Annotated in this window: 20 protein-coding genes; 13 read left to right on the forward strand and 7 right to left on the reverse strand. The window is 66.4% G+C overall.

Going from position 1 to position 24350, the window contains the following annotated elements:
• Positions 1-112: 112 nt before the first annotated feature.
• From DCM79_RS28635 to DCM79_RS28650, 4 genes are all read right to left on the reverse strand, one after another.
• The gene (locus DCM79_RS28635; RefSeq protein WP_257177422.1) at positions 113-1225 is read right to left on the reverse strand and encodes an SMP-30/gluconolactonase/LRE family protein; all 1113 of its coding nucleotides are present in this window, start codon (positions 1223-1225) and stop codon (positions 113-115) included.
• A 129-nt stretch (positions 1226-1354) separates the two neighbouring features.
• The gene (locus DCM79_RS28640; protein WP_257177423.1) at positions 1355-2269 is read right to left on the reverse strand and encodes an SDR family NAD(P)-dependent oxidoreductase; all 915 of its coding nucleotides are present in this window, start codon (positions 2267-2269) and stop codon (positions 1355-1357) included.
• 136 nt (positions 2270-2405) lie between these two features.
• Positions 2406-3545 (reverse strand): thiolase, encoded by a 1140-nt coding sequence (locus DCM79_RS28645; protein WP_257177424.1) that lies wholly within the window; start codon positions 3543-3545, stop codon positions 2406-2408.
• 3 nt (positions 3546-3548) lie between these two features.
• Positions 3549-3962, reverse strand: a complete 414-nt coding sequence (locus DCM79_RS28650; protein ID WP_100178942.1) for a Zn-ribbon domain-containing OB-fold protein — start codon at positions 3960-3962, stop codon at positions 3549-3551.
• A 174-nt stretch (positions 3963-4136) separates the two neighbouring features.
• Here DCM79_RS28650 and DCM79_RS28655 point away from each other — a divergent pair, with 174 nt between their 5' ends.
• The 5 genes from DCM79_RS28655 to DCM79_RS28675 all read left to right on the forward strand — a co-directional run bounded on the left by DCM79_RS28655 (position 4137) and on the right by DCM79_RS28675 (position 9240).
• The gene (locus tag DCM79_RS28655; RefSeq protein WP_257177425.1) at positions 4137-5486 is read left to right on the forward strand and encodes an amidase; all 1350 of its coding nucleotides are present in this window, start codon (positions 4137-4139) and stop codon (positions 5484-5486) included.
• Positions 5479-6165: a DUF2848 domain-containing protein gene (locus tag DCM79_RS28660; protein WP_257177426.1), complete on the forward strand. Its 687-nt coding sequence runs from the start codon at positions 5479-5481 to the stop codon at positions 6163-6165. The genes DCM79_RS28655 and DCM79_RS28660 overlap by 8 nt, the downstream gene beginning before the upstream one ends.
• Before the next feature lie 369 nt (positions 6166-6534).
• Positions 6535-7278 carry a 2OG-Fe(II) oxygenase gene (locus DCM79_RS28665; protein WP_257177427.1) on the forward strand — a complete coding sequence of 248 codons (744 nt, stop codon included), beginning with the start codon at positions 6535-6537 and terminating at the stop codon, positions 7276-7278.
• 9 nt (positions 7279-7287) lie between these two features.
• A complete protein-coding gene (gene alkB, locus DCM79_RS28670; protein ID WP_257177428.1) occupies positions 7288-7941 on the forward strand; it encodes a DNA oxidative demethylase AlkB in 654 nt (217 codons plus the stop codon).
• Positions 7942-7995: 54 nt separating this feature from the next.
• Complete coding sequence (locus DCM79_RS28675; protein ID WP_257177429.1) at positions 7996-9240, forward strand: MFS transporter; 1245 nt, start codon at positions 7996-7998, stop codon at positions 9238-9240.
• Here the strand turns inward: DCM79_RS28675 and DCM79_RS28680 are convergent.
• From DCM79_RS28680 to hpaH, 3 genes are all read right to left on the reverse strand, one after another.
• A complete protein-coding gene (locus DCM79_RS28680) occupies positions 9218-10846 on the reverse strand; it encodes a thiamine pyrophosphate-dependent enzyme (protein WP_257177430.1) in 1629 nt (542 codons plus the stop codon). The two genes, DCM79_RS28675 and DCM79_RS28680, sit on opposite strands and share 23 nt — an antisense overlap.
• Positions 10847-10927: 81 nt before the next feature.
• Entirely contained in the window at positions 10928-11326 is a 399-nt protein-coding gene (locus DCM79_RS28685) for a 5-carboxymethyl-2-hydroxymuconate Delta-isomerase (protein ID WP_257177431.1), read from the reverse strand.
• Positions 11327-11348: 22 nt separating this feature from the next.
• The gene (hpaH, locus tag DCM79_RS28690) at positions 11349-12155 is read right to left on the reverse strand and encodes a 2-oxo-hept-4-ene-1,7-dioate hydratase (RefSeq protein ID WP_257177432.1); all 807 of its coding nucleotides are present in this window, start codon (positions 12153-12155) and stop codon (positions 11349-11351) included.
• Between the two features lie 111 nt (positions 12156-12266).
• Here hpaH and hpaR point away from each other — a divergent pair, with 111 nt between their 5' ends.
• The 8 genes from hpaR to DCM79_RS28730 all read left to right on the forward strand — a co-directional run bounded on the left by hpaR (position 12267) and on the right by DCM79_RS28730 (position 24338).
• A complete protein-coding gene (hpaR, locus tag DCM79_RS28695) occupies positions 12267-12785 on the forward strand; it encodes a homoprotocatechuate degradation operon regulator HpaR (protein ID WP_257177433.1) in 519 nt (172 codons plus the stop codon).
• Between the two features lie 105 nt (positions 12786-12890).
• On the forward strand, positions 12891-13667 hold the full coding sequence (locus DCM79_RS28700) for an HpcH/HpaI aldolase/citrate lyase family protein (protein WP_257177434.1): 777 nt from the start codon (positions 12891-12893) through the stop codon (positions 13665-13667).
• Between the two features lie 153 nt (positions 13668-13820).
• Positions 13821-15344, forward strand: a complete 1524-nt coding sequence (locus tag DCM79_RS28705; RefSeq protein ID WP_257177435.1) for a UxaA family hydrolase — start codon at positions 13821-13823, stop codon at positions 15342-15344.
• A 218-nt stretch (positions 15345-15562) separates the two neighbouring features.
• Entirely contained in the window at positions 15563-16081 is a 519-nt protein-coding gene (locus DCM79_RS28710; protein WP_257177436.1) for a PAS domain-containing protein, read from the forward strand.
• Complete coding sequence (locus tag DCM79_RS28715; RefSeq protein WP_257177437.1) at positions 16059-17363, forward strand: methyl-accepting chemotaxis protein; 1305 nt, start codon at positions 16059-16061, stop codon at positions 17361-17363. Before DCM79_RS28710 ends, DCM79_RS28715 begins: the two co-directional genes overlap by 23 nt.
• Before the next feature lie 265 nt (positions 17364-17628).
• The gene (locus tag DCM79_RS28720) at positions 17629-20898 is read left to right on the forward strand and encodes a DUF2126 domain-containing protein (protein WP_257177438.1); all 3270 of its coding nucleotides are present in this window, start codon (positions 17629-17631) and stop codon (positions 20896-20898) included.
• A gap of 27 nt (positions 20899-20925) precedes the next feature.
• On the forward strand, positions 20926-23463 hold the full coding sequence (locus tag DCM79_RS28725; RefSeq protein WP_257177439.1) for a circularly permuted type 2 ATP-grasp protein: 2538 nt from the start codon (positions 20926-20928) through the stop codon (positions 23461-23463).
• Positions 23460-24338 (forward strand): transglutaminase family protein, encoded by an 879-nt coding sequence (locus tag DCM79_RS28730; RefSeq protein ID WP_257177440.1) that lies wholly within the window; start codon positions 23460-23462, stop codon positions 24336-24338. Before DCM79_RS28725 ends, DCM79_RS28730 begins: the two co-directional genes overlap by 4 nt.
• Positions 24339-24350: the final 12 nt, after the last annotated feature.

The raw sequence follows: 24350 nt of genomic DNA on the forward strand, positions 1-24350 counted from the left end.
ATCCTCAGCCGTCATGCCCGGGCTTGTCCCGGCCATCCACGTCCTACCCCGCAGCACCAAGAACGTGGATGCCCGGGACAAGCCCGGGCATGACGAGGAGAGAGCGTACGCCTCAACAGAAGTGCGCGCCCTGCGTCTCCACATAGACCGCATAGAGCGATTGGCTCGCGGTCATGAACAGGCGGTTGCGCTTCTTGCCACCGAAGCAGACGTTGGCACAGGTCTCCGGCAACAGGATCTGCCCGATCCGCGCCCCGTCGCTCGGTGCGAACACCTGCACGCCGTCGTAGCCGGGACCGACCCAGCCGGCGCCGACCCAGATGTTGCCCTCGGTGTCGACGCGCAGGCCGTCGGGGAAGCCCGATTTGCCGTCGAGCTTCATGTCGATCAGCTTCTTCGGGTTCGACAGCTTCGCTCCGTCGATGTCGTAAGACCACACCACATTCTCCGCTTGCGGATAATGCGTAACCCCGGTGTCACAGACATAGAGCTTCTTGTAATCGTGGCTGAATGCGATGCCGTTCGGTTTGAACGGCTCGTCCGCGACCTTCGCGACCTGCCCGGTCTGGGTGTCGAGGCGATAGACGGCTTCCTTCTGATGCGGCTGCGGCGAGCCGGTCTTGGCAAGCTTGCCTTCATAGATGCTGATCGCGCCATAGCCGGGATCGGTGAACCAGATCGCCTTGTCGTTGGGATGCACGACCATGTCGTTCGGCCCATTGAGCGGCTTGCCATTGGCCTGCTCCGCCAGCGTCGTCAACGAGCCGTCATGCTCAAAGCGGACGAGGCGGGTGCGCTCGGCGGTGAGCTGACGCCCCTCGGTATCGAACGAGTTGCCGTTCGACTCGTTCGAGGGCTTGCGGAACTGCTCGGAGATGTGGCCGTCGTCATCGAGATAACGGAGTTGCCGGTTGGCGGGGATGTCGCTCCAGACCAGATATTGACCCTGCGCATTCCACGCCGGCCCTTCCGCCCAAAGGCAGCCGGTGTAGAGCCGCTTGATCGCGGTGTTGCCGACCTTGGCCTTGAAGCGCTTGGGGTCGATCACGACGATGTCGGGGTCGGGATAGCGCTGCGGCTCGGCATTGGCGCCGAAGTCGCGGGCATCGGCCTGTGATGCCAGGACGGTCGAGGTGGCGAGTGCCGCCGCGCCCTTGAGGAGCGTGCGGCGGCCAAGGCCGCCGCCGACAATCGTGTCGTCGGAGTTGGTCAGTATTCTTGTCATGGTTTCCTCCCAAAGTTCGTTGGAAGGCCACCATCCGCCCGTATTCGGGCGTAAACCGGGGCGATCTCTGGCTAAGACAACCAGAGATCGCAGGGCAGGGATGCCGGAAATGCGGCTCGACGAAACTCCTTACACCGGATCCCAGGTGAAGATGTCGGCGGAGCGGTCGAGCTTGTAGAACGAGCCCTTCAGCGCCGGCATGCCGTGTTCGGCGATCGATTGCGGCGTCCAGCCCTCGCTCCGCTGCACCGAGCGGATCGGCCGGTTTTGGCTGAACAGGAAGATTTCGTTCATGCGCACGCCGAAGATCTGCCCGGTGACGTCCTTGGCGGAATCGCCGAGCAGATAGCCGCAGAGCGGGGCGATCTTCTCCGGGCCCATCTGCTTGATCTTCTCGACGCGCGCCTTCTCGGCCTCGGTCTCGGTCGGGATGGTGCCGATCATGCGCGTCCAGGCGAACGGCGAGACGCAGTTGGAGCGGACGTTGAAGCGGCCCATGTCGAGCGCGATCGACTTGGAGAGCCCGACGATGCCGAGCTTGGCCGCGGCGTAGTTCGCTTGTCCAAAATTGCCAATCAGGCCCGAGGTCGAGGTGAAGTGCACGAAGGAGCCGCTCTCCTGCTCGCGGAAGATCCGCGCCGCGGCGTGGCTGACATAGAACGAGCCCATCAGATGCACCTTGATGACGGCCTCGAACGCCTCCACGCTCATCTTGTGGAAGATCATGTCGCGCAGGATGCCGGCATTGTTGACGACGCCGTCGAGCCGGCCGAAAGCATCCGTCGCCGTCTTCACGATCTTGCTCGCCGGAATCGCTTCCGCGACGCTCTCGAAGTTCGCAACGGCCGTGCCGCCGCGCTTCTTGATCTCCTCGACCACCTCCTCGGCGGGCGCCGCGTTCGAGCCGGCGCCGTCGGACGCTCCGCCGGGGTCGTTAACCACGACCTTGGCGCCTTCGCCGGCGCACAGCAGCGCGATCTCGCGCCCGATGCCGCGGCCTGCGCCGGTGACGATGATGACCTTGTCCTGCAGTGATTTGCTCATGTGGGCTCTCCGCTATGCGTTCCAAATTCCGCCGTCATTCCGGATGCGCCGAAGGCGCAAGCCCGGAATCCATAACCACGATCGGGAGTATGGATTCCGGGCTCGTCGCTTTGCGACGCCCCGGAATGACAGCCAGTTACCGCTCGTTCGTAAACACGATCGTGCCACTTGCCGCGAACATGCCGCCGACGCCGTGGCACACCGATATCTTCGCGTTGGCTACCTGCGCCGGCGCAATACCGCGCATCTGCCGCACGCTCTCTTGCAGCGCGTACATGCCGTACATGCCCGAATGCATGTAGCTCAATCCGCCGCCATTGGTGTTGAGCGGCAGCTTGCCGCCGGGCCGCGTGTTGCCGTCGGCGATGAACTGGCCGGTCTCTTCGTACGGCATGAAGCCGAGGTCGCCGAGGCCGAACAGCGGCAAATGCGCGAACGCATCATAGATCATGAGATGGTCGACGTCCTCATGCGCGATGCCGGCCTCCTTGAAGGCCAGCGGCCCCGCGGTCTTGAACGCGCGCGAGGAGTTGAAGGTCTCCATCTGGCTGACCATCGGCGTCTCCACGCTCTCGCCGGTACCCATGATATAGACGGGCTTCCGCGGAAAATCCTTGGCGCGGTCGGCCGAGGTCAGGATCAGCGCGCCGCCGCCGTCGGTGACGAGGCAGCATTGCAGCAGACGGAACGGGTAGGCGATCATGCGCGAATTCAGGACGTCGGCGACCGTGATCGGGTCCTTCATCATCGCACGCGGATTCTTCGCCGCCCATTCCCGCTGCACCACCGCCACCGAGGCAAGCTGCTCGTGCGTGATGCCATAGGTCTTCATGAAGCGCAGCACGGGAATCGGGAACATGCTGGGCGGCCCATAGACGCCGTAGGGCGCCTCGAACTGGCCGTTGAGGCTGTCCGCTGGTGTCGAGCGCGGCAGTTTGCCGATCATCGACTTGCCGCTCTCGGCATGGGTGATCAGCACGGTCTTGCATAGGCCGGCCTCGATCGCGGCAGCGGCATGGCGGACGTGCAGCATGAAGGAGCAGCCGCCGACGGAGGTGCCGTCGACCCAGGTCGGCTTGATGCCGAGATAGTGGCAGACCTGCTGCGGCGTCTCGACCGCGGTGGCGAAGCCGTCGATGTCGGAGAGCTTCAGCCCGGCATCCGCGATGGCGTTGAGCGCGGCATCCGCGTGCAGCTGCAGCTGCGAGGCGTTCGGGATTACCCCGAGCTCGGTGGTCTCGGCCGCGCCGACGACGGCAACCTGGTTCCTGCGCATGGCCTACCCCTTCGCCGGACGGAAGACGGGAAGGGTGATCTTGTCGTCGAGCGCCTGGAAGGCGACCTCGAGCTTCATGTCGAGCTCGAGCGCTTCGGGAGTCTGCGGGCAGTCGATGATGTTGCTCATCATCCGCGGGCCCTCGTCGAGCTCGACCACGGCGATCGCGTAAGGCGGCGTGAAGCCGGGCGCAGCGGGACGGTGGTTGATCACGTAGCTGTAGAGGAAGCCCTTGCCGCTCGCCTTGAAGATGCTGACCTTGCGTGAGGCGCAGGACGGGCAGAACGGGCGCGGCGGGAAGTAGACATGCGCGCAGGCGTCGCAGCGCTGCAGGCGTAATTCGCCGGCTTTGGTGCCGTCCCAGAAATGCTGGGTCTCCGGCGTCGGTTTCGGTCGCGCGCGCTGCGGTTCGGCCATTTGGCGGCTCCTCCAAGACGGGCTTGGCGCCCGCCTGTTTCGATCTTGATGCGACAATCGACCATGGTGCGTCAACGGTCCAGCAATACGCATGCATGCCATCATGCGCACAATGCTTGTGTCGAACTGAGCCAGCGCTATAGATTGCGCGCGCCAATATTCCGTGAGACAGACATGCCCGATTTTCCGACACTGGCGAAGCTCGCCGAGGACCTCGAAAGCGGCCGCACCACCGCTCGCAAGCTGGTCGAGGCGTGTATCGCCAGGATCGCCGATCCCGCAGGCGAAGGCCAGCGCACCTTTCTCCATGTCGACAAGGACGCCGCGCTCGCGGCTGCGGACGCGATGGACGGCCTGCGCAAGGTGAAGGCCGCGCCGTCGCGCTATGCCGGCATCCCGGTCTCGATCAAGGATCTCTTCGACATCAAGGGCCAGGTGACGCGCGCCGGCTCCCGCGCCCTCGACGATTCCCCGCCGGCCGAGCAGGACGCGGCGACGGTGGCGCGGCTGCGCAGGGCCGGCTTCGTCGTGATCGGCCGCACCAACATGACCGAGTTCGCCTATTCCGGCATCGGCATCAATCCGCATTATGGTACGCCGAAGGGGGCCTGGAACCGGACCGACGGGCACGTGCCCGGCGGCTCCTCCTCGGGCGCGGCAGTGTCCGTGCTCGACGGCATGGCGCATGGCGCGCTCGGCACCGACACCGGCGGCTCCTGCCGGATTCCGGCGGCCTATAACGGCATCGTCGGCTACAAGCCGACGCAGCGCCGCGTGCCGCTCGACGGCTCGGTGCCGCTGTCGTTCTCGCTCGACAGCATCGGGCCGCTGGCGCGATCGGTCAGCTGCTGTGCCATTCTCGATGCCGTGCTCGCAAACGAGCCAATCGCCGCGCTGAAGCCGCGTCCCGTGAAGGGCATGCGGCTGGCGGTGCCGACCACGATCGCGCTCGATGATCTCGACGCGGCGGTCGCCGAGACCTTCGAGCGCGCGCTGACATCGCTGGCCGATCACGGCGCCATCATCGAGCGCATCGAGATGGCCGAATTCCAAGAGATAGGCCCGATGAACGCCAAGGGCGGCTTTGCCGCGTCCGAGAGCTACGCCTGGCATCGCTATCTCATCACGGCCAAGGGCGACGTCTACGACCCCCGCGTCTCCGTCCGCATCATGCGCGGCGAGGCGCAGAGCGCGGCCGACTACATCGATCTCGTCAACGAGCGTCGCTCGCTGATTGCCCGCGTCAACGCGCGCATCGCGCCCTATGACGCGCTGGTGCTGCCGACCACCGCGAACACGCCGCCGAAGATCGCCGATCTCGCCGACGACAAGGCGTTCACCACCCAGAACCTGCGCGCGCTGCGCAACTGCACCCTGATCAACATGATCGACGGCTGCGCCATCTCGATCCCTGCGCATCGCCAGGGCGACGTTCCGGTCGGCCTGATGCTGGCGGGCGTGGGCGGGTCGGACCGCCGTATCTTCGAACTTGCCGCCGGCATGGAGGCCGTCATTCGTGTTTGATCTCACTTTCACCGTCGACGCCCGGGGCACCACCACGCCGTTGACGCTGCCGATCGACCAGATGGTCATCGCCGGCTGGACCGGCCGCGATCCGGTCGCGCGCGACAAGCACATCAAAGAGCTGCAGGAGATGGGCATCGCTCCGCCGGCCTCGACCCCGATCTACTACCGCGCCTCGGCGCGGCGGCTGACCCAGGACGACAGCATCGAATGCACCGGCGGCGATTCCAGCGGCGAGGTCGAGTTCGTGCTGATCGGCTGGCAGGGCCGCATCTTCGTCGGTTGCGGTTCCGACCACACCGACCGCAAGGTCGAGGCCTATAACGTCACGGTGTCCAAGCAGATGTGCGACAAGCCGATCGCCTCCACGCTGTGGGAGCTGGAGGACGTCATCGGCCACTGGGACAAGATGATCCTGCGGTCCTACGCCACCATCAAGGGCGAGCGCGTGCTCTACCAGGAGGGCACGCTGGACGCGATGCTGCCGGTCAAGGACCTCATCGCGCGCGGCTTTGATGGCGGCAAGTTCCCCGACGGCTGCGCCATGTTCGGCGGCACCTTCGCCGCCAAGGGCGGCATCCGCCCGGCGGAGCGGTTCGACTTTGAGCTTGAAGATCCCGTGCTGAAGCGCACGATCAGGCACGGCTATGAGGTGGCGACGCTGCCTGTGAGGGGCTAGGTCGCGCCATAAACGGCGGTCTCGTAGGGTGGGCAAAGCGACTTGTCCGCCATAGCTCGAAGAGCGACGGCGGAAGCGTGCCCACGTCTTGCGAAAACGTGGGCACGGCGCAAGGGCGCCTTTGCCCACCCTACGAAACTGAAGCACACGATCGGGCACGGCTATGAGGTGGTGACGCTGCCGGTGAGGGGCTAGGTCGCGCCCGGAAATCGGGTGGTTGTCGCGAGTGCGATCTGCCATACCCCACTCCCGTCATTCCGGGGCGCGACGAAGTCGCGAGCCCGGAATCCATAGCCACAATCGGGAGTATGGATTCCGGGCTCGCGCCAAGAGGCGCGCCCCGGAATGACGGATGGATAGGATATCGCCATGGCAATCGCGAAACGTGCTCCCGTCTATGACGCGGTCGACCTCGCCGCCCACGTCGGCACCCTCGACTGGCCGCAGATCACCGCCGAGCTCGATTCCCAGGGCTGCGCCGTCCTGAAGGGCCTGCTCACGCCCGATCAATGCCGCGGCATCGCCGCGCTCTATCCCGATGACGCGCACTTTCGCAGCCGCATCGTCATGGGCCGTCACGGCTTCGGCCGCGGCGAGTATAAATACTTTTCGTATCCGCTGCCCGATCTGATCGCGCAATTGCGGCCGGCGCTGTACGCACATCTTCAAGCCGTCGCCAATCGCTGGAACGAGGCGATGGGGATCGACATCCGCTATCCCGGTGACCATGCGGCCTTTCTGAAGCGTTGCCATGAGGCCGGACAGGCGCGGCCGACACCGCTGCTGCTGCAATACGAAGCCGGCGACTACAATTGCCTGCACCAGGACCTCTATGGCGAGCGCGTGTTCCCGCTCCAGGTCGCGATCCTGCTCTCCGAGCCGAACCGCGATTTCACCGGCGGCGAGTTCGTGCTGACCGAGCAGCGCCCGCGCATGCAGTCGCGCGCCGAGGTCGTGCCGCTGGCGCAGGGCGATGCGGTCGCCTTCGCCGTGCACCATCGCCCGGTGCAGGGGACGCGCGGCATCTATCGCGTTAATCTGCGCCATGGTGTCAGCCGGATCAGGTCCGGCCAACGCCACACGTTGGGTGTGATCTTTCATGATGCGAAATGAGCGCAGGCATTGACGTCTGATCTGTTCGACAGCGTCGCCGAGGCGCAGCCGTCGCGCGAGGAGATCGCCGACGGCGCCGTGTTGTTGCGCGGCTTCGTCACGCCGATCGAGAGCGAGCTGATCGACGCCGTGCGCGCCATCGTGGCGCAATCCCCGTTCCGCCGGATGACCACGCCCGGTGGCCACCTGATGTCGGTGGCGATGACCAATTGCGGCGAGCGTGGCTGGATCACCGATCACACCGGCTACCGCTATGATCCCGTCGATCCACGCACCGGCGCGCCCTGGCCGGCGATGCCGCCTGTCTTCCGGGATCTCGCCCGCCGCGCGGCGGAGCAGGGCGGTTTTGCCGGCTTCGCGCCCGATGCCTGCCTCGTCAACCGCTATGAGCCCGGCACCCGATTATCGCTGCATCAGGACAAGGACGAGCTGGACTATTCGGCGCCGATCGTCTCGGTCTCGCTCGGCCTGCCCGCGACTTTCCTGTTCGGTGGAATGGCGCGCAGCGACAAGCCGCGGCGTTTCCGGCTTGTCCACGGCGACGTCGTGGTCTGGGGCGGGCCGAGCAGGCTCGCCTATCACGGCGTGGCGCCGCTCGCCGAGGGCGAGCACGCGCTGCTCGGACGGCGGCGGATCAATCTGACCTTCCGCAAGGTGCTCTGAGCCATTCCCAAGAGGCGTCGCTGTCGTCTAAGCTTCCGCCAGGGGGGCGGCGACATGACGACTGCACAGGTCTCGAGCGGGGCGAGCACGAGCGCATCGCGCACCGGGGTCTATCTGGCCGTGCTGCAACTCGTGTTCACGCTGGGCTGGACGACCTATGTCGTCTATCTGCCGAAGCTCGCCGCCGAGGTCGGCATCGCGCCATCAGCCGTGATCCTCATCCTGATGCTGGACCAGGCGATCTTCACCATCGCCGATACCGCGATGGGGATCGCAGCCGACAGGCTCGCCCCCGTCGTCGGCAGGCTCGGCCTGTTCGTCGGTGTGCTGGCGGCGATCTCTTGTGCCGCCTTCGTCGCGCTGCCCTTCGTCGCCGGCATCGGTGCCGGCGCACAGGTCTGGTTCATCGTGCTGATCGTCATCTGGTCAATCGCATCGTCCGCGCTGCGCGCTCCGCCGCTGACCTTGCTCGGCAAATACCGCGCCAACCCGCAGGTGCCGTTCCTCGCGGCATTGGCCATGCTGGGCTATGGCATCGCGGGCGCGGTCTCGCCCTATCTCGGCGTCGTGCTGCGCGAGCACGATGCGCGGCTGCCGTTCGTGATCTCGAGCGTGGTGCTGCTGTTGACGGCGCTCGGCCTGTCCCGCATCGAGCATGACGTGGCGGGCGATACCGCGCCGCCGAAGCCGGACGAGGCGGCAAAACCGCTCGGCCTCGTCCCGGTCGCCTTCATCGTCGCCATGGTCGCGCTCGCCCTCGGCTACCAGCTGCACTTCGCCGTGAACAGCGCGCCGTCCTACTTGCGGTTCGCCGCCCCCGGTGAATTGCAATGGCTGATGCCGGTGTTCTGGATCGGCTTCAACATTGCGATGTTTCCGGCGAGCATCGTCGTCAGGCATCGCGGCGGCCTGATCGTGATGGGCGCCGCCGGATTGCTCGGCGCGGCCGCGGTCGTGGCGGCGGAGCTTGCCGGCAGTCTCAACACGCTGATCGCGGCGCAGTTTCTCGCCGGTGCCGCCTGGGGCTGCATGCTCATGAGCGCGGTCTCGGCGGCGCTCGCGATCGGCTCGACCGGCGCGGAAGGCAAGGTCACGGGGCTGGTCTTCTCCGCGCTCGCGCTCGGCACGTTTGCGCGCATGGCGGCCGTCGCCGGCGGTTTGCAGAAGATGCCCGAATATGCCCCGCTGCTGCACTGGACGCCGGTCGCCTGCTGGTCGGTTGCAGGCGCCGGCCTGCTGGTGATCGCAGCGGCGCGACTACAGGGCCGGTCCGGTCTCAAGGCTTCGGCGGGTGGATGAACGCCCAGGGACTGACTTCCGAATCCCGCGGCACTTCCACCGAGATCAGATACGGTCCGCTGTGGCTGAGCGCCTTCTCCAGCACGGACTTGAACTGATCCGGCGCGGTGACGCGCGCAGCCGCGACGCCGAACGACTCCGCGAGCTTGACGAAATCCGGATTGACGAGATCGGAAGCCACCACGCGGCCGTCGAAGCGTTCGCGCTGGTCGCGGCGGACATTGCCGTAGGCGTTGTTGTTGAACACCAGCGTCACGACGCCGATGTTGAACTGCACGGCCGTGGCAAGCTCCTGCACGCCGAACATGAAGCCGCCGTCGCCGGTGATGGCGACCACGGGCTTGTCGGGATTGGCGACCTTGGCACCAAGCGCGGTCGGAAAGCCCGAGCCGAGCGTGCCCTGGTAGCCCGAGGTGATGAAGGTGCGCGGCTGGTAGACCGGAAAACCGTACCAGGAGGCGAAACCGACCTGAGACAATTCGTCGGTCACGATCGCATTCGCCGGCAGCACCTCGCGCAGGATGTCGAGATATGCCATCTGCGGCTGGATGCGCTGAATCTCCGCTTGCGCGGCCGCGGTGGCCTCGCGGATCGCCTCCCGCCGGCCGCGGGTGCGCGCATAGCCGGCCTTTTTCACCGCCGTGACGAGATCTGCCGTACCGGCCCTGGCGTCGGCAACGATCGACGCATCGGACGTGACCCGGCGCATCTCGACCGGGTCGATATCGATGCGGATGGATTTGAGCCCGCTCGGCTGATAGGGCCAGCGGAAGCCGGATGCCGGCAGCTCGGCGCGGGTGCCGATTGCGATCATCAAGTCGGTTGCCGGCCAGAGCTTGTAGGCCGCGGCCATGGTCAGGCCGAGCTCGTGCGCGTTGGAGACGATGCCCCGCCCGCTGCGGAAGGCGACGACGGGCGCATCGATCATCTCGGCGAGCTCGAGGATCTCCTTGCCGGCCTCGATCGCGCCGCTGCCGACGAAGATCATCGGCGCCTTGCTGGCCTTGATCAGCGCGGCCGCCTGCTTCACCAGATCGGGGTCGGGTTGCGGGGCGGGCAGCGGCTCGAGCACCTGCGCAGCGCCGGTGTCCGCGCGCTGGGTGAAGACGTCCCAAGGCATCTCGACCGAGGCGGGGCCGCGCCGCCCGGACATCATCTCCTGGAACGCGCGCGCCACGATTGTCGGCGCGTTGTCGGGATATTCGATCCGGTCGGCCCATTTCACATAGGTGCGCAAGGTCGCGAGCTGATCCGGCATCTCGTGCAGATGGCCGCGGCCCTTGCCCAGAAACTGCGTCGGCACCTGGCCGGTGACGCACAGCACCGGTTCGTTGCAGCCGAACGCGGTCAGCAGCGCCGCGCTGGCGTTGAGCACGCCGGGGCCAGGCACCACGCTGAACACGCCGGGCCGGCCGCTGGAGCGCGCATAGCCGAAGGCCATGTAGCCGCAGGCCTGCTCGTGCCGTGCACCGATCACCTTGAGCTGGGCCTGGTGAAAGGCGTCGAACAGGCCGTAGACCTGCGCGCCGGGCAGGCCGAACACGGTATCGACGCCGTGGGCGACCAGGCCGCTTACGATTGCTTCGCCGCCGGTGAGGGTGGTCATTGCGCTCATCCACTTCAATTGAGGTTCAGGAATCCTCGCCGCCGCCATTTTGGCAGAACCCGCCCGCGGCTTCGAGCAACATCAGCCCGCCTGGGCTTCCGCCTTCAGGGCGTCGTGGATGTTGTTCCGCTTCCAGCTGGTGTCCTTGTCGTTGATCTGCATGTCGAACGACAGGGCGAACTTGCCGGCGGCAAAGACCGGATCGAGATGGCGGGAGAGCGCCTGGAAAACGTGCTCGCCGGCCTGCTGCCGCGTCTTGAGGTCGCGGCCCTCGCCGATGCGCAGCACCATGTCGAGAAAGGCGTAGTCCTGCCTGCCGTCGGCAACCGCATAATGCTCGCAGCGGATGGCGCGCACGCGGATGCCGCCGAGCGGGAAGATGCCGGTCTCGCTGGCTGCCTTGCGCACCACCTCACACACCAGCTTCATATCGAGACGGCCGTCGAGATTGGCCGAATATTCGATCGTGAAATGCGGCATCGCGGTTTCCTCGTTGTGCCTCTTAAGCGAAGTAGCAGCTGACCGAGCCGTAGGCGCCATAATCGGCCTGAATTGTGTCGCCCTTGCGGGTCTCGATCGGACGGATGAAGGAGCCCGCAAGCACGACCTGACCCGGTTCGAGCGCCAGCCCGAGCGGCGCGATCTTGTTGGCGAGCCAGGCGACCGCGGTCGCGGGATGATTGAGCACGCCGGCGGCGAGGCCGGTCTCCTCGAGCTGACCGTTCTTGAAACACAGCGCCCCGATCCAGCGCAGGTCTGCGTCGAGCGGGCGGATCGGTCGGCCCCCGAGCACGATGCCGGCATTCGCCGCGTTGTCGGCAATGGTGTCGAAAATCTTCCGCGTCGCTTTGGTCTTGGGATCGACGCGCTCGATCCGCGTGTCCAGGATTTCCAGTGCCGGCACGACGAAGTCGGTGGCGTTGAGCACGTCGAACAGCGTGCAGTCCGGGCCCGAAAGGCGCTTGCTCATGACGAAGGCCAGCTCGGCTTCGACCCGCGTCGCGATGAAGCGCTCGGTCGGAATGATCCCGCCGTCGGCAAAGAACATGTCGTCGAGCAGCACGCCGGAATCCGGTTCGTCGATGTTGAGCGCGCTCTGCATCGCCTTCGAGGTCAGGCCGATCTTGTGGCCCCTGACGATCCGCCCCTCCGCGATCTTGACATCGACCCAGGCCTTCTGAATCGCGTAAGCGTCAGTGATGGTGATATCAGGGAAATCCTGTGAGAGCTGCCGGATCTGCGTGCGGGTGCTCTCCGCCTGGTGCAGACGCCTCGCGCAAGCTTGGATATCGTCGTGGGAAAGCGCCATTTGCCATCTTACGAATTGAGGTGCGGGGAGATGCTTAACATGTTAAATGAATGCGTCAAACCCCGTTCCGGTTTGCTGCACCGCAAACTTGCCGCGGTTTGAAAGGGCACCATGGTGAAGAAGCCGGTTGATCCAGCGAGCGGAAGCGCGCCCGCCGCGCGCCAGGTGCCGATGCGCGATTTCTCGCGCTCGCTGCCGATGTCGCTGCTGCGAGCCCGCGAGGCGGTGATGCGGCAGTTTCGCCCCTCGCTGCGCCAGCACGGCTTGACCGAGCAGCAATGGCGTATCCTGCGCGCGCTGGCGGCGATCGAAGCGGTGGAGGTCACGGAACTCGCGCGTACGGCGTTCCTGCTCGGACCCAGCCTGTCGCGCATCCTGCGCGATCTCGAAGCGCGTAATCTGATCGAGCGCAAGACGGCGAAAGCGGACCAGCGCCGCAGCATGGTCTCGATCTCGAAAGAGGGGGTGAAGCTGATGGCCGCCGTGGCGCCGAATTCGGAGGCGATCTACGCCGAGATCACGCGACGCTTTGGCGCGCACAAGCTCGTCGAATTGCAGGACATGCTGGGCGAGCTCGAACATAGTCTTGCCGGGCTCGGAAGCGCGGACGATACCCTCGCGGAGGGATGACCCCAGATATGCGTGCGTGCGCGGCGAGAGCCATGGACATTCACGCTTTTTTTCGCTCAAAGTGCGGCCCAACCCGATCGGGCGCAACAGGGAAGGAAAGGCAACGTGGCGAACAAAGTCAAAGAGATCTGGAAGTCGGGCAAGGCCGTGGTCAACGCATGGCTTGCGATTCCCTCCGGCTTCTCGGCCGAGATGATCGCGCAATGCGGCTTCGACAGCGTCACCGTCGACATGCAGCATGGCGTGCAGGATTATCTGTCCATGGTGCAGTGCTTCCAGGCGATGGACAAGCATCCGATCACGCCGATGGTCCGCGTGCCCTGGAACGAGCCCGGCATCATCGGCAAGGTGCTCGACGGCGGCGCCTATGGCGTGATCTGCCCGATGGTCAATACGCCGCAGGAAGCCAGAAACCTCGTTTCCTATGCCAAATATCCGCCGAAGGGCGTGCGCTCCAACGGTCCGATCCGCGCCGGCATGTACGGCACCGCGGGCTCCTACCAGAAGACGGCCAACGATGAGATCGTGCTGCTGCCGATGATGGAGACGCGGACCGCGGTCGAGAACATGGAAGCGATCCTCGATGTCGAGGGCATTGACGGCGTCTATATCGGCCCGTCCGATCTCGGCTTCTCCTATGGCCTCGAGCCCAAGCTCGACCGCAGCGAGCCCGAGATCCTCGCGATCTACGAGAAGATCATCAAGGAATGCGGCAAGCGCGGCCTCAACCCGGGCATCCATTGCAGCGGCGCCGAAGGCGCAGCGCGGGCCATCAACATGGGCTTCAAGCTGGTGACGCTCTCGAACGAGGTCGGCCTGATGACGACCTACGCCAAGATGCAGGTCAATGCGACCCGCAAGGATGCGGGCGGCAAGGCCTGATCTCTCGTGTCCCGGACGCGATGCAGCGCGTAGCGCTGCTTCGCAGAGCCGGGACCCAGCTGCTTGCCTAACACGTGGGCCCCGGATCTGCAGCGCACCGCTTTCGCGCTGCGCGGCGTCCGGGGCACGATCATTTCGATACAGGAGACCGCCATGACCATCAGCCCCGTCATCCGCCTGCATCCCGATGATGGCGTGGTGATCGCGCGCGCCAGCCTGCCGCCGGGAACGATGGTGGCCGACGGCGTGACTACGGTCGAGCGCATTCCCTCAGGCCACAAGGTCGCAATCAAGCCGATCGCAACGGGCGAGCCGATCAAGCGCTACGGCCAGATCATCGGCTTTGCCACGCAGGCCATCGCGCCGGGCCAGCACGTGCACGTGCAGAATTGCGGCATGGGCGATTTCTCCAAGGACTACGCCTATTGCGTCGACGTCAAGCCGACGCCGAACTTCGACTTGCCGGCGACGTTCGAAGGCATCCGCCGCCCGGACGGCCGCGTCGCCACGCGCAATTACATTGGTATCCTCACCTCGGTGAATTGCAGCGCGCATGTCGCAAGCCTCGTCGCCGACGTCTTCAAGAAGAATCCCTTCACCGGCGACAACCCGCTCGCCGATTTCCCCAATGTCGACGGCGTGGTCGCGCTGACGCACAAGACCGGCTGCGGCATGACGCAGAACGAGCCGCTGGCGCTGCTCCGCCGCACGCTCGGCGGCTATGCGCGACACGTCAATTTCTCTCACGTCATCGTGCTCGGCCTCGGCTGCGAGGTGAACCAGATCGGCGGCCTGATGGAGGAGCAGAAGCTCGCCGGCCGCCTGCGCGCGATGGACATCCAGGAGGTCGGCGGCACCCGCAAGACCGTCGAAGCCGGCATCGCCTTCGTGCGCGAGGCGCTGGCCGACGCCAACAAGGTCAAGCGCGAAACCGTGCCGGCGAGCGAGCTCACCGTGGCCCTGCAATGCGGCGGCTCGGACGGCTATTCCGGCGTGTCGGCCAATCCGGCGCTCGGCGCCGCCAGCGATCTCATCGTCCGCCATGGCGGCACCGTGATCCTGTCGGAGACGCCGGAGACCTACGGCGCCGAGCATCTCTTGACGCGCCGCGCCGTCAGCCGCGAGGTCGGCGAGAAGCTGGTCGACCTCATGCGCTGGTGGGACGAATACACCACGCGCGAAGGCGCCGAGATGAACGCCAATCCGAGCCCCGGCAACAAGGCCGGCGGCCTCACCACCATTCTGGAGAAGTCGCTCGGCGCGATGGCCAAGGCCGGCACCACCAATCTCGTCGAGGTGCTGCGCTACGCCGAGCCCATCACCAAGAAGGGCTTCGTGTTCATGGACACGCCCGGCTACGATCCGGTCGCCGCCACCGGCCAGGTCGCAGGCGGCGCAAATCTGGTCTGCTTCACCACGGGCCGCGGCAGCGTATTCGGCTGCAAGCCGGCGCCCTCGATCAAGCTCGCCACCAACACGCCGATGTACAAGCGCATGGAAGAGGACATGGACGTCAATTGCGGCACCATCCTCGAAGGCGAGGAGAGCGTCGAAGAATGCGGTCGGCGCATTTTCGATCTCATCCTCGAGACGGCTTCGGGACGGCGGACCAAGAGCGAGAGCTTCGATTTCGGCGGCGCCGAGTTCGCGCCCTGGGTGCTTGGCGCGACGATGTAGTCGCGCCGGGCGCAATCGCGACGCAGTCGCAATTGGTTGAAGTGATAAGCGACGGGGATGGTTGCCCGCAACGCAATCATCGCTCGCTAAGTAATGATACGGAGACAGACGCCTCCCGTGCGGTTCCCGAACTTACATCTGATTAACACTGTTCCCTTAGACAGAAGCGGTGCGGCTCCACGATGTGGTGGGCCGGCCTTTGTCCAAGGATGGAAACGATGCAAGCGATACGCCCCACTGGGGTGGAACATCTCCTCGGTGAGGAGGAGCTGATCGTATCGAAGACCGATCTCAAAGGCCGCATCACCTACGCCAATGACGTCTTTCTCCGCATGGCGAAATACCCTTGGAAGGAGCTGATGGGCGCGCCCCACAGCCTGATCCGCCATCCGGACATGCCGCGCTGCGTCTTCAAGCTGCTGTGGGACACGCTCCAGGCCAAGCAGGAAATCTTCGCCTACGTCGTCAATCTCGCCGGGGACGGCAGCCATTATTGGGTGTTCGCCCATGTCACCCCGACGTTCGATGATCGCGGTAACATCATCGGATACCATTCCAATCGACGCAGGCCCGATCCGGCGCCGGTCGAGAAAATCAAACCGATCTACAAGGCGCTCTGCGCGGAAGAGGCTCGCCACGCCAATGCCAAGGACGGCATGCGTGCGAGCTTCGACATGATGGTCGGTCTGCTCAAGCAAAACGGTGTCGCCTACGATGAATTTGTGCTCTCTCTCTAAGGCGCAGGGCGCGACTGCGGTCGCGTGCTTTCTCGCCGGCGTCGCGTTCGTCGGCTTGCTGCTCGGCTGGAGCGAAGCCATCTGTGCGGCGCCGCTCGGCGCGGCGATCCTGCTGCTTGGCTATTCCGCCTGGTGCCAGCATCGCGCCGCGGTGGCAGTCGATGAGGTCGCAGACGTTTGCCGCAAGGCGGCGCGCGGCGATCTCGAAGCGCGGATCCTGAGCGAGCGGCAGGCCGGGCGGATCGGCGCCATCCAGAAGTCGGTCAACGACATGCTCGACATCACCGACGCCTTCGTCCGCGAGGCTTCGGCATCGATGGACTATGCCAGCCGCGGCAAGTATTTCCGCAAGATCCTCGCGCGCGGATTGCCCGGCTCGTTCCGCCGCTCGGCCACCGTGATCAATGCCGGCACCGACAGCCTGGGCCGCCGGGTCGTCGAGATCGCCGGCCTCGCCAATCAGTTCGGCACGCATCTCGACGAGGTTGCCGGCAGCCTCATGAGCGCCGCGACCGATCTGGAATCCGACGCTGGCCAGATGGCGGCCGCGGCGGAGGTGACCAACCGCCAGACCTCCGGCATGCGCAGCGCGTCCGAGCAGGCCTCGAGCAACGTTGCGACGGTGGCGAGTGCCGCCGAACAGCTCGCGTCTTCGATCGCGGAGATCAGCGGCCAGGTGGCCGGCTCGACTGCGAGCACCGGTCGCGCCGTCGAGGAAGCCAATCGTGCCGGCAACGAAATTCGCTCCCTCGCGGAGGCCGCGCTGCGGATCGGCGACGTCGTCAAGCTGATCAGCGAGATCGCCTCGCAGACCAACCTTCTGGCGCTCAACGCCACGATCGAGGCGGCGCGGGCAGGCGAGGCCGGCCGCGGCTTCGCGGTCGTCGCCTCCGAGGTCAAGAGTCTCGCCAACCAGACCGCGAAGGCGACCGAGGAGATCAGCGCCAAGGTCGGCGAGATGCAGCAATCGACGACCAATTCGGTCGCGGCCGTCGAGGCGATCGCCCAGACCATCGCCGAGATCGACGGCATCACCGCGAGCATTGCGGCCTCCATCCAGCAGCAGGGCTCCGCGACCCGCGAGATCGCCCGCAGCGTCCACGAGGCCTCCGCCGGCACCTCGCAGGTCTCCTCCAACGTGTCGGGCATCAGCGAAGCCGCCGCCGATACGGGCCGCGTCGCTGCCCGCGTCAACAGCGCCTCCGATCGCGTCCACGGCGAAGTCGAGACGCTCCGCCGCGAGGTGACGCAGTTCCTGCAACGGTTGACCTCGGCGGCGTAGGTCGCGCGATCGGGCGGACTCTATCCGCTGGCTCGGAATCGTAGGGTGGGCAAAGGCGTATTTGCGCCGTGCCCACGCAACGGAAGTCGTGGGCACGGTGCGCAAGAGCGCACCTTTGCCCATCCTACAAGACTGCCCTTGTGGCGCTCCATCCGGGCTACCGCGTAGTCGGGATACTTCCTAGGCACGCGCTGCCCGTTGTTAGTGCTTGATCGCACCCACATCAGGTGTTCTGCTCAAAAAAGCTGCTGGAGCACCGCATCCCGTGTCGATCTACGTCGCATTGCATCACGTCACGCACTACAAATACGACCGTCCGATCGACCTCGGTCCGCAGACCATCCGCCTGCGCCCGGCGCCGCATACGCGCACGCCGGTCCTGAGCTATTCGCTCAAGGTCACGCCCTCCAATCATTTCGTGAACTGGCAGCAGGATCCGCAAGGCAACTGGCTCGCCCGCTACGTCTTCCCCGAGAAGACCACCGAATTGAAGATCGAGGTCGACTTCACCGCGCAGATGACGGTGGTCAATCCGTTTGACTTCTTCGTCGAGCCGTACGCTGACAGCTTTCCGTTCGAGTACCCGAAAGATCTCAAGACCGAGCTCGCGCCGTATCTCGAGACGGTCAAGCCCGACCGCCTGTTTGCGAAATATCTGGACTCGATCCCGCAGGAGGCTCCGAACACCGTCAACTTCCTGGTCGAGCTCAATCGCGAGCTGCAGAAGAAGATCCGCTACATCATCCGGATGGAGCCGGGCGTGCAGACGCCGGAGGAGACGCTCGCCTCGTCCGCCGGGTCATGCCGGGATTCCGCGTGGCTGCTGATCCAGACCTTCCGCCATCTCGGGCTCGCCGCGCGCTTCGTCTCCGGCTATCTCGTCCAGATCCGCCCCGACATCGATCCGATCGAAGGGCCGCCGGAAGTGGAGAACGACTTCACCGACCTGCACGCCTGGGCCGAGGTCTATCTGCCCGGCGCCGGCTGGATCGGCTTCGACGCGACCTCCGGCATGCTCGCGGGCGAGGGCCACATCCCGGTCGCCGCCACGCCGCATTATCGCTCGGCCGCGCCGATTTCGGGCGGCGCGGGCTTTGCCGAGGTCGAGTTCGCCTTCGACATGAGCGTGAAGCGCATCCGCGAGGCGCCGCGCATCACGAAGCCTTTCTCCGACGAATCCTGGGCGCGGCTCGACGATCTCGGCGAGCAGGTGGACGGCGATCTCGCGAGCGCGGACGTGCGGCTCACCATGGGCGGCGAGCCGACCTTCGTCTCGGTCGACGATCTCGAAGCGGCGGAGTGGAACACGGAAGCCGTCGGCCCGACCAAGCGCGCGCTTGGCGACGACCTGATCCGCCGCCTGCGCACGCGCTTCGGCTCGGGCGGTCTTCTGCATTACGGCCAGGGCAAATGGTATCCGGGCGAGAGCCTGCCGCGCTGGGCCTTCGGCCTGTACTGGCGCAAGGACGGCGTGCCGATCTGGAAGAACGCCGACCTGATCGCCAGCATCGAGCATCCGCGGCGCGCCGAGGTGAGGCAAGCCGAGACCTTCATGGAGGCCACCGCAGCACGGCTCGGGCTCGACTCCGGCTACATCATCCCGGCTTACGAGGACACGGCCTACTGGCTCCAGAAGGAAGCCGAGCTTCCCGTCAACGTCGATCCCACCGACTCCAGACTGTCCGACCCGGAGGCGCGCGCGCGCATGGCGCGCGTGTTCGACGAGGGGCTGAATACGCCGCGCGGCTTCGTGCTGCCGGTGCAGCGCTGGAACGCGCCGCCGCGCTGGCGCAGCGAGCGCTGGGCTCTCCGGCGCAACCATCTGTTCCTGATGCCCGGCGATTCACCGCTCGGCCTGCGCCTGCCGCTCGGCTCGCTCGGATACGTGCCGCCCAACCAATATCCCTACATCGTCGAACAGGATCCGATGGAGGCGCGGGAAAAGCTGCCGGTGTTCACGCATCCCGCGCGCCCGGAAACCCCGCCGCGGGCCGCGCCTGAAGATCTCAACACCTCCGTCCCCGTGCGCACCGCGCTGTCGGTGGAAGTCCGCGACGGCGTCATCTGCGCCTTCATGCCGCCGGTCGAGCGCATCGAGGATTATCTCGAGCTGGTCGCCGTGCTCGAAGGCACCGCCGAGGAGCTGCAGCTCCCCGTCCATGTCGAAGGCTATCCACCGCCGTTCGATCCGCGCATCGAGGTGATCAAGGTGACGCCCGATCCCGGTGTCATCGAAATCAACATCCAGCCGGCGAAGAACTGGCGCGAGGCGGTTGAGATCACCACCGGCCTCTACGAGGATGCCGGCAAGGTCCGTCTCGGCGCCAACCGCTTCCTGGTCGACGGCCGCCACACGGGCACCGGCGGCGGCAATCACGTTGTGGTCGGCGGCTCCAGCCCGCAGGACTCGCCATTCCTGCGCCGGCCGGATCTGCTCAAGAGCCTCGTCCTGTATTGGCAGCGGCATCCGTCGCTGTCCTACTTCTTCTCCGGCCTGTTCATCGGCCCGACCAGCCAGGCGCCGCGCATCGACGAAGCTCGGCATGACAGCATCTACGAGCTCGAGGTCGCGCTCTCGCACGTGCCGCCGCCGGGCACTCAGGCGCCGCTGTGGCTGGTCGACCGCCTGTTTCGACATCTGCTCGTCGACATCACCGGCAATACCCACCGCGCCGAGATCTGCATCGACAAGCTCTATTCGCCGGAGGGACCGACCGGCCGGCTCGGCCTCGTCGAGTTCCGCGCGCTCGAAATGCCGCCGGATCCGCGCATGTCGCTGGCGCAGCAGCTGTTGATCCGCGCGCTGATCGCAAAATTCTGGCGCGAGCCGCAACACGGCAAGTTCGTGCGCTGGGGCACCGCGCTGCATGACCGCTTCATGCTGCCGCATTTCATCTGGGACGATTTTCTGGACGTGCTCTCCGAGCTCAAGCAGTTCGGTTACCCCTTCGAGCCGGAATGGTATCTGGCGCAGCTCGAATTCCGCTTTCCCGCCTTCGGACGCGTCCATCATGGCGGCGTGACGCTGGAGCTGCGCCAGGCGCTGGAGCCTTGGCACGTGCTGGGCGAGGAGGGATCGGCCGGCGGCACCGTGCGCTATGTCGATTCATCGGTCGAGCGGCTCCAGGTCAAGGCGGAAGGGTTCGTCGAGGGCCGCCACATCGTCACCTGCAACGGCCGCCGCCTGCCGATGACCTCGACCGGCCGCTCGGCCGAGGCCGTGGCCGGCGTCCGCTTCAAGGCCTGGCAGCCGGCTTCCGGCCTGCATCCGACCATCCCGGTCCACGCGCCGCTGACCTTCGACCTGATCGACAGCTGGAACGGCCGCTCGCTCGGCGGCTGCGTCTATCATGTCGCCCACCCGGGCGGGCGCAGCTACGACACCAAGCCGGTCAACACCTATGAAGCCGAGGCGCGGCGGCTGGCGCGTTTTCAGGACCACGGCCATACGCCGGGGCCCATCCAGCCACCGCCGGAGGAACGCACAAATGAGTTCCCCCTGACCCTCGACTTGCGGACCCCGCTCCTGCAATGAGTATGATGGTGGGGCAGGGAGAGGCGCATGGCCGAGGGCGCAGCCGAACAGGACGACAAGGCGGGTAGGGCGCCAGCACAACGTGAGAGCCCGCGTGACGGCCAGCGCCGCTTCGCGCAATGGGTCCGCGACTATCGCCGCCTGCCCGGCATTCCGGACGAGTTCTTAGGGCCCGACGGCGCCCCGCGCGCGGTCTGGAGCCGCTTCTTCGAGGCCTTCGGCGCGCTCGCGCCCGACGAGATCGAGCGGCGATTCGGCATGGCCGACCGCCACCTCCGCGAGGCCGGGGTCACCTACCGGGCCCCCGGTGACAGCGCCGACCGGCCCTGGTCGATCAGCCACCTGCCGCTTTTGATCGACGAGGCCGACTGGCAGCAGCTCTGCGCCGGCATCACCCAGCGCGCCGAACTGCTGGAGCGCGTGCTGCGCGACCTCTATGGCGAGGGACGCCTGGTCGCCGAGGGCGCGCTGCCCGCGGCCGCGATCGCCGGCAGCCCCGAATACCTCCGTCCCGTCTGCGGCGTACCGCCGCCGGGCGGGCGCTATCTGTCGCTCTATGCCGCCGATGTCGGCCGCGGGCCCGACGGCCGCTGGTGGGTGCTCGGCGACCGCACCCAGGCGCCATCGGGCGCGGGCTACGCGCTGGAGAACCGCCTGGTGCTCTCGCGCGCCTTCTCCGACCTCTACAAGTCGATGAACGTGCCGCGCGTCGCACCGTTCTTCGAAGCCTTTCGCGACAGTCTTCGCGCGCGCGCCGACCGTGACGAGCCGCGCATCGGCGTGCTGACGCCGGGCAGCTTCAGCGAGACCTATTTCGAGCATGCGACGCTGGCGCGCTATCTCGGCTTCCTGCTGGTCGAGGGCGACGATCTCGCCGTCAGCGACAACCGCATCCACATCCGCACCGTCGCCGGCCTCAAGCGGCTCGATGTGCTATTGCGGCGCGTGGATTCCAATTCGCTCGATCCGCTAGAGCTCGATGCGTCCTCGCATCTCGGCGTGCCCGGCCTGATCGACGTGCTGCGCAAGGACGGCGTCGTCGTCGCTAACATGCCGGGCTCCGGCGTCCTGGAGGCGCGGGCGCTGCTCGGCTTCCTGCCGGCGCTCAGCCGCCGCCTGCTCGGCGAAGAGCTGAAGATGCCGCATATCGCGACCTGGTGGTGCGGCCAGCGCGTCGCGCGCGAGGAGGTGCTGGCGCGGCTCGACGAGGTCGCGATCGAAGGCGCCTACGGGCGCGGCGTGCCCGGCTTCGACCAGAGTGGTCCGGTGCTCGCGAGCGAGCTCGATGCGGGCGACCGCCAGCGCCTGGTCGATGCCATCACGGCGCGCGGCATGGATTATGTCGGCCAGGAGGTGGTGCGGCTCTCGACCATGCCGGTGTGGGAGCAGGGCCAGATCACGCCGCGTCCCTTCGTGCTGCGCGTGTTCGCGGCGGCGACGCCGGACGGCTGGGCCATCATGCCCGGCGGCTTCTGCCGCATCGCCGAGCAGCCGGACGCGCGTGCGGTGTCGATGGGCGACGGTGCTCGTGCCGCCGACGTCTGGGTCGTCTCCGACAAGCAGGTCCCGACCGCGACCTTGCTGCCGGCGACCGACAAGGTCCGCATCCGCCGCATCGCCGGCGTGCTGCCGAGCCGTGCCGCCGACAACCTGTTCTGGCTCGGCCGCTATCTCGAACGCGCCGAGGCAACGCTGCGCCTCGTGCGCGCCTTGGGCTCGCCGAGCGGGCCCAACAAGGGCACGGCGGCCTCGCTGCAATCGGCCGAACGGATCCAGCGCCTGCTGGTGGCCTGGGGCGCGGTCTCGCAGACCTCGCGCGCGGCCGCGGGGCGCATCGTCGCCGAAGCGCTGCAGAGCGAGGCGCGTTTCGGCTCGGCGCTGTCGCTGGTGCGCGCGGCACAGCGCACGGCGACCTCCTTGCGCGAGCGGCTGTCGCCCGATGCCTGGCAGGTCATCACCGAGATGGCCGAGCGCCTTGCCTATGAGGTCGAGGACGACGACAGCGTGCTGAGCGCGGCCGAGCTGACCTTGCAGGAGCTGGCGAGCTTCGCTGGCCTGGCGCAAGAGAACATGAACCGTGCCGCCGGCTGGCGTTTCCTCGACATCGGCCGCCGCATCGAGCGCGCCATCAACACCACGCGCTTCACGCGGCAATTCGCCTATGACGAGGCCGGCGACGAGGATCTCGACATCCTGCTGACGCTGGTGGATTGCCAGATCACCTATCGCTCGCGCTATCTGCTGGCGCCGCTGCTGGCGCCGGTGCGCGACCTCGCCGTGCTCGATCCCTACAATCCGCGCTCGGTGGCGTTTCAGGTGACGACGCTGAACGAGCATATTGAAGCGCTGCCGAGCCTAAAGGAGCACGGCCTGATCGAGAAGCCGCAACGGCTCGCGATAGCGATGCAGGCGATGCTGGCAACGGCAGTGGCCGAGAAGCTCGAGGTCAAGATGCTGTTTGCGCTGGAGCAGGACCTGCTCGGCCTCGCCGATGCGATCGGGCAGCACTACTTCCCGCATGGCCCCAATGCTGCCCGGCCGGAAAAGTTGACGGGGCTGGCGTGATCTACGACATACGTCACGTCACCACGTACGAATACGAGAGTCCCGTCAGCTTCGCCCGCTGCACGCTGCGGCTGGAGCCGAGAGGCGGCGGCGGCCAGGAGCTAATCTCGCACAATGTCGAGATCCGTCCGCGCCCTGCCGAGCGCAATGCGCGGCACGATTTCTTCGGCACGCTGACCGAGAGCATCGTGATCCAGGCCGCGCATCGCAACCTGCGGATCGACTCGCGTTCGCGCGTCGCCGTATCACGTCAGCCGCCGCCGCGCGACGCCGTCAGTCCGCCCTGGGAAAGCATCCGTGACCTCGCCTTCGAAGCGACCAGCCTCGGGCCGTCCTCGCCGATCGGTTATGTCTTTGCCAGCCCGCTGGTGCCGGTGCTGCGCCCGGTCAGCGCCTATGCGAGTTCGAGCTTTGCGCCCGGCGCGGGCATCCTCCAAGGCGCGGTCGACCTCATGCACCGTATCCGCGCCGACTTCCGCTACGACGCCAAGGCGACGGTGATCTCGACCCCGCTCGGCGAGGTCTTCGACAAGCGCCATGGCGTCTGTCAGGATTTTGCCCATGTGATGATCGCGGGGCTGCGCGGGCTCGGTCTGCCGGCGGCCTATGTCAGCGGCTATTTGCGCACCATTCCAGCGCCGGGCCAGCCGCGCCTGCAGGGCGCCGATGCCACCCATGCCTGGGTCTCGCTGTGGTGCGGGGCCGAGCTCGGCTGGGTGGATTTCGATCCGACCAACGATCTCCTGATCGGCAACGACCATATCGTGCTCGCGGTCGGGCGCGACTTTTCCGATGTCTCGCCGATCGACGGCATCATCGTCGGCTCGCCCAAGCAGAAGCTCGGCGTCGCCGTCGACGTGGTGCTGGTGGAGTAGGCGGCTTGCGTG

Source organism: Bradyrhizobium sp. WBOS07 (assembly GCF_024585165.1).
In the GTDB taxonomy this organism is placed as follows: Bacteria; Pseudomonadota; Alphaproteobacteria; order Rhizobiales; family Xanthobacteraceae; genus Bradyrhizobium; species Bradyrhizobium japonicum_B.

Excerpts from the sequence above, each read along its gene's own strand:
- DCM79_RS28715 (WP_257177437.1), top strand. The coding sequence starts at position 16,059 with ATGAATTTGTGCTCTCTCTCTAAGGCGCAGGGCGCGACTGCGGTCGCG.
- hpaH (WP_257177432.1), bottom strand. The coding sequence starts at position 12,155 with ATGGCGCTTTCCCACGACGATATCCAAGCTTGCGCGAGGCGTCTGCAC.
- DCM79_RS28635 (WP_257177422.1), bottom strand. The coding sequence starts at position 1,225 with ATGACAAGAATACTGACCAACTCCGACGACACGATTGTCGGCGGCGGC.
- DCM79_RS28675 (WP_257177429.1), top strand. The coding sequence starts at position 7,996 with ATGACGACTGCACAGGTCTCGAGCGGGGCGAGCACGAGCGCATCGCGC.
- DCM79_RS28640 (WP_257177423.1), bottom strand. The coding sequence starts at position 2,269 with ATGAGCAAATCACTGCAGGACAAGGTCATCATCGTCACCGGCGCAGGC.
- DCM79_RS28650 (WP_100178942.1), bottom strand. The coding sequence starts at position 3,962 with ATGGCCGAACCGCAGCGCGCGCGACCGAAACCGACGCCGGAGACCCAG.
- DCM79_RS28645 (WP_257177424.1), bottom strand. The coding sequence starts at position 3,545 with ATGCGCAGGAACCAGGTTGCCGTCGTCGGCGCGGCCGAGACCACCGAG.
- DCM79_RS28680 (WP_257177430.1), bottom strand. The coding sequence starts at position 10,846 with ATGACCACCCTCACCGGCGGCGAAGCAATCGTAAGCGGCCTGGTCGCC.
- DCM79_RS28725 (WP_257177439.1), top strand. The coding sequence starts at position 20,926 with ATGGCCGAGGGCGCAGCCGAACAGGACGACAAGGCGGGTAGGGCGCCA.
- DCM79_RS28710 (WP_257177436.1), top strand. The coding sequence starts at position 15,563 with ATGCAAGCGATACGCCCCACTGGGGTGGAACATCTCCTCGGTGAGGAG.
- hpaR (WP_257177433.1), top strand. The coding sequence starts at position 12,267 with ATGGTGAAGAAGCCGGTTGATCCAGCGAGCGGAAGCGCGCCCGCCGCG.
- DCM79_RS28685 (WP_257177431.1), bottom strand. The coding sequence starts at position 11,326 with ATGCCGCATTTCACGATCGAATATTCGGCCAATCTCGACGGCCGTCTC.
- DCM79_RS28665 (WP_257177427.1), top strand. The coding sequence starts at position 6,535 with ATGGCAATCGCGAAACGTGCTCCCGTCTATGACGCGGTCGACCTCGCC.
- DCM79_RS28705 (WP_257177435.1), top strand. The coding sequence starts at position 13,821 with ATGACCATCAGCCCCGTCATCCGCCTGCATCCCGATGATGGCGTGGTG.
- DCM79_RS28655 (WP_257177425.1), top strand. The coding sequence starts at position 4,137 with ATGCCCGATTTTCCGACACTGGCGAAGCTCGCCGAGGACCTCGAAAGC.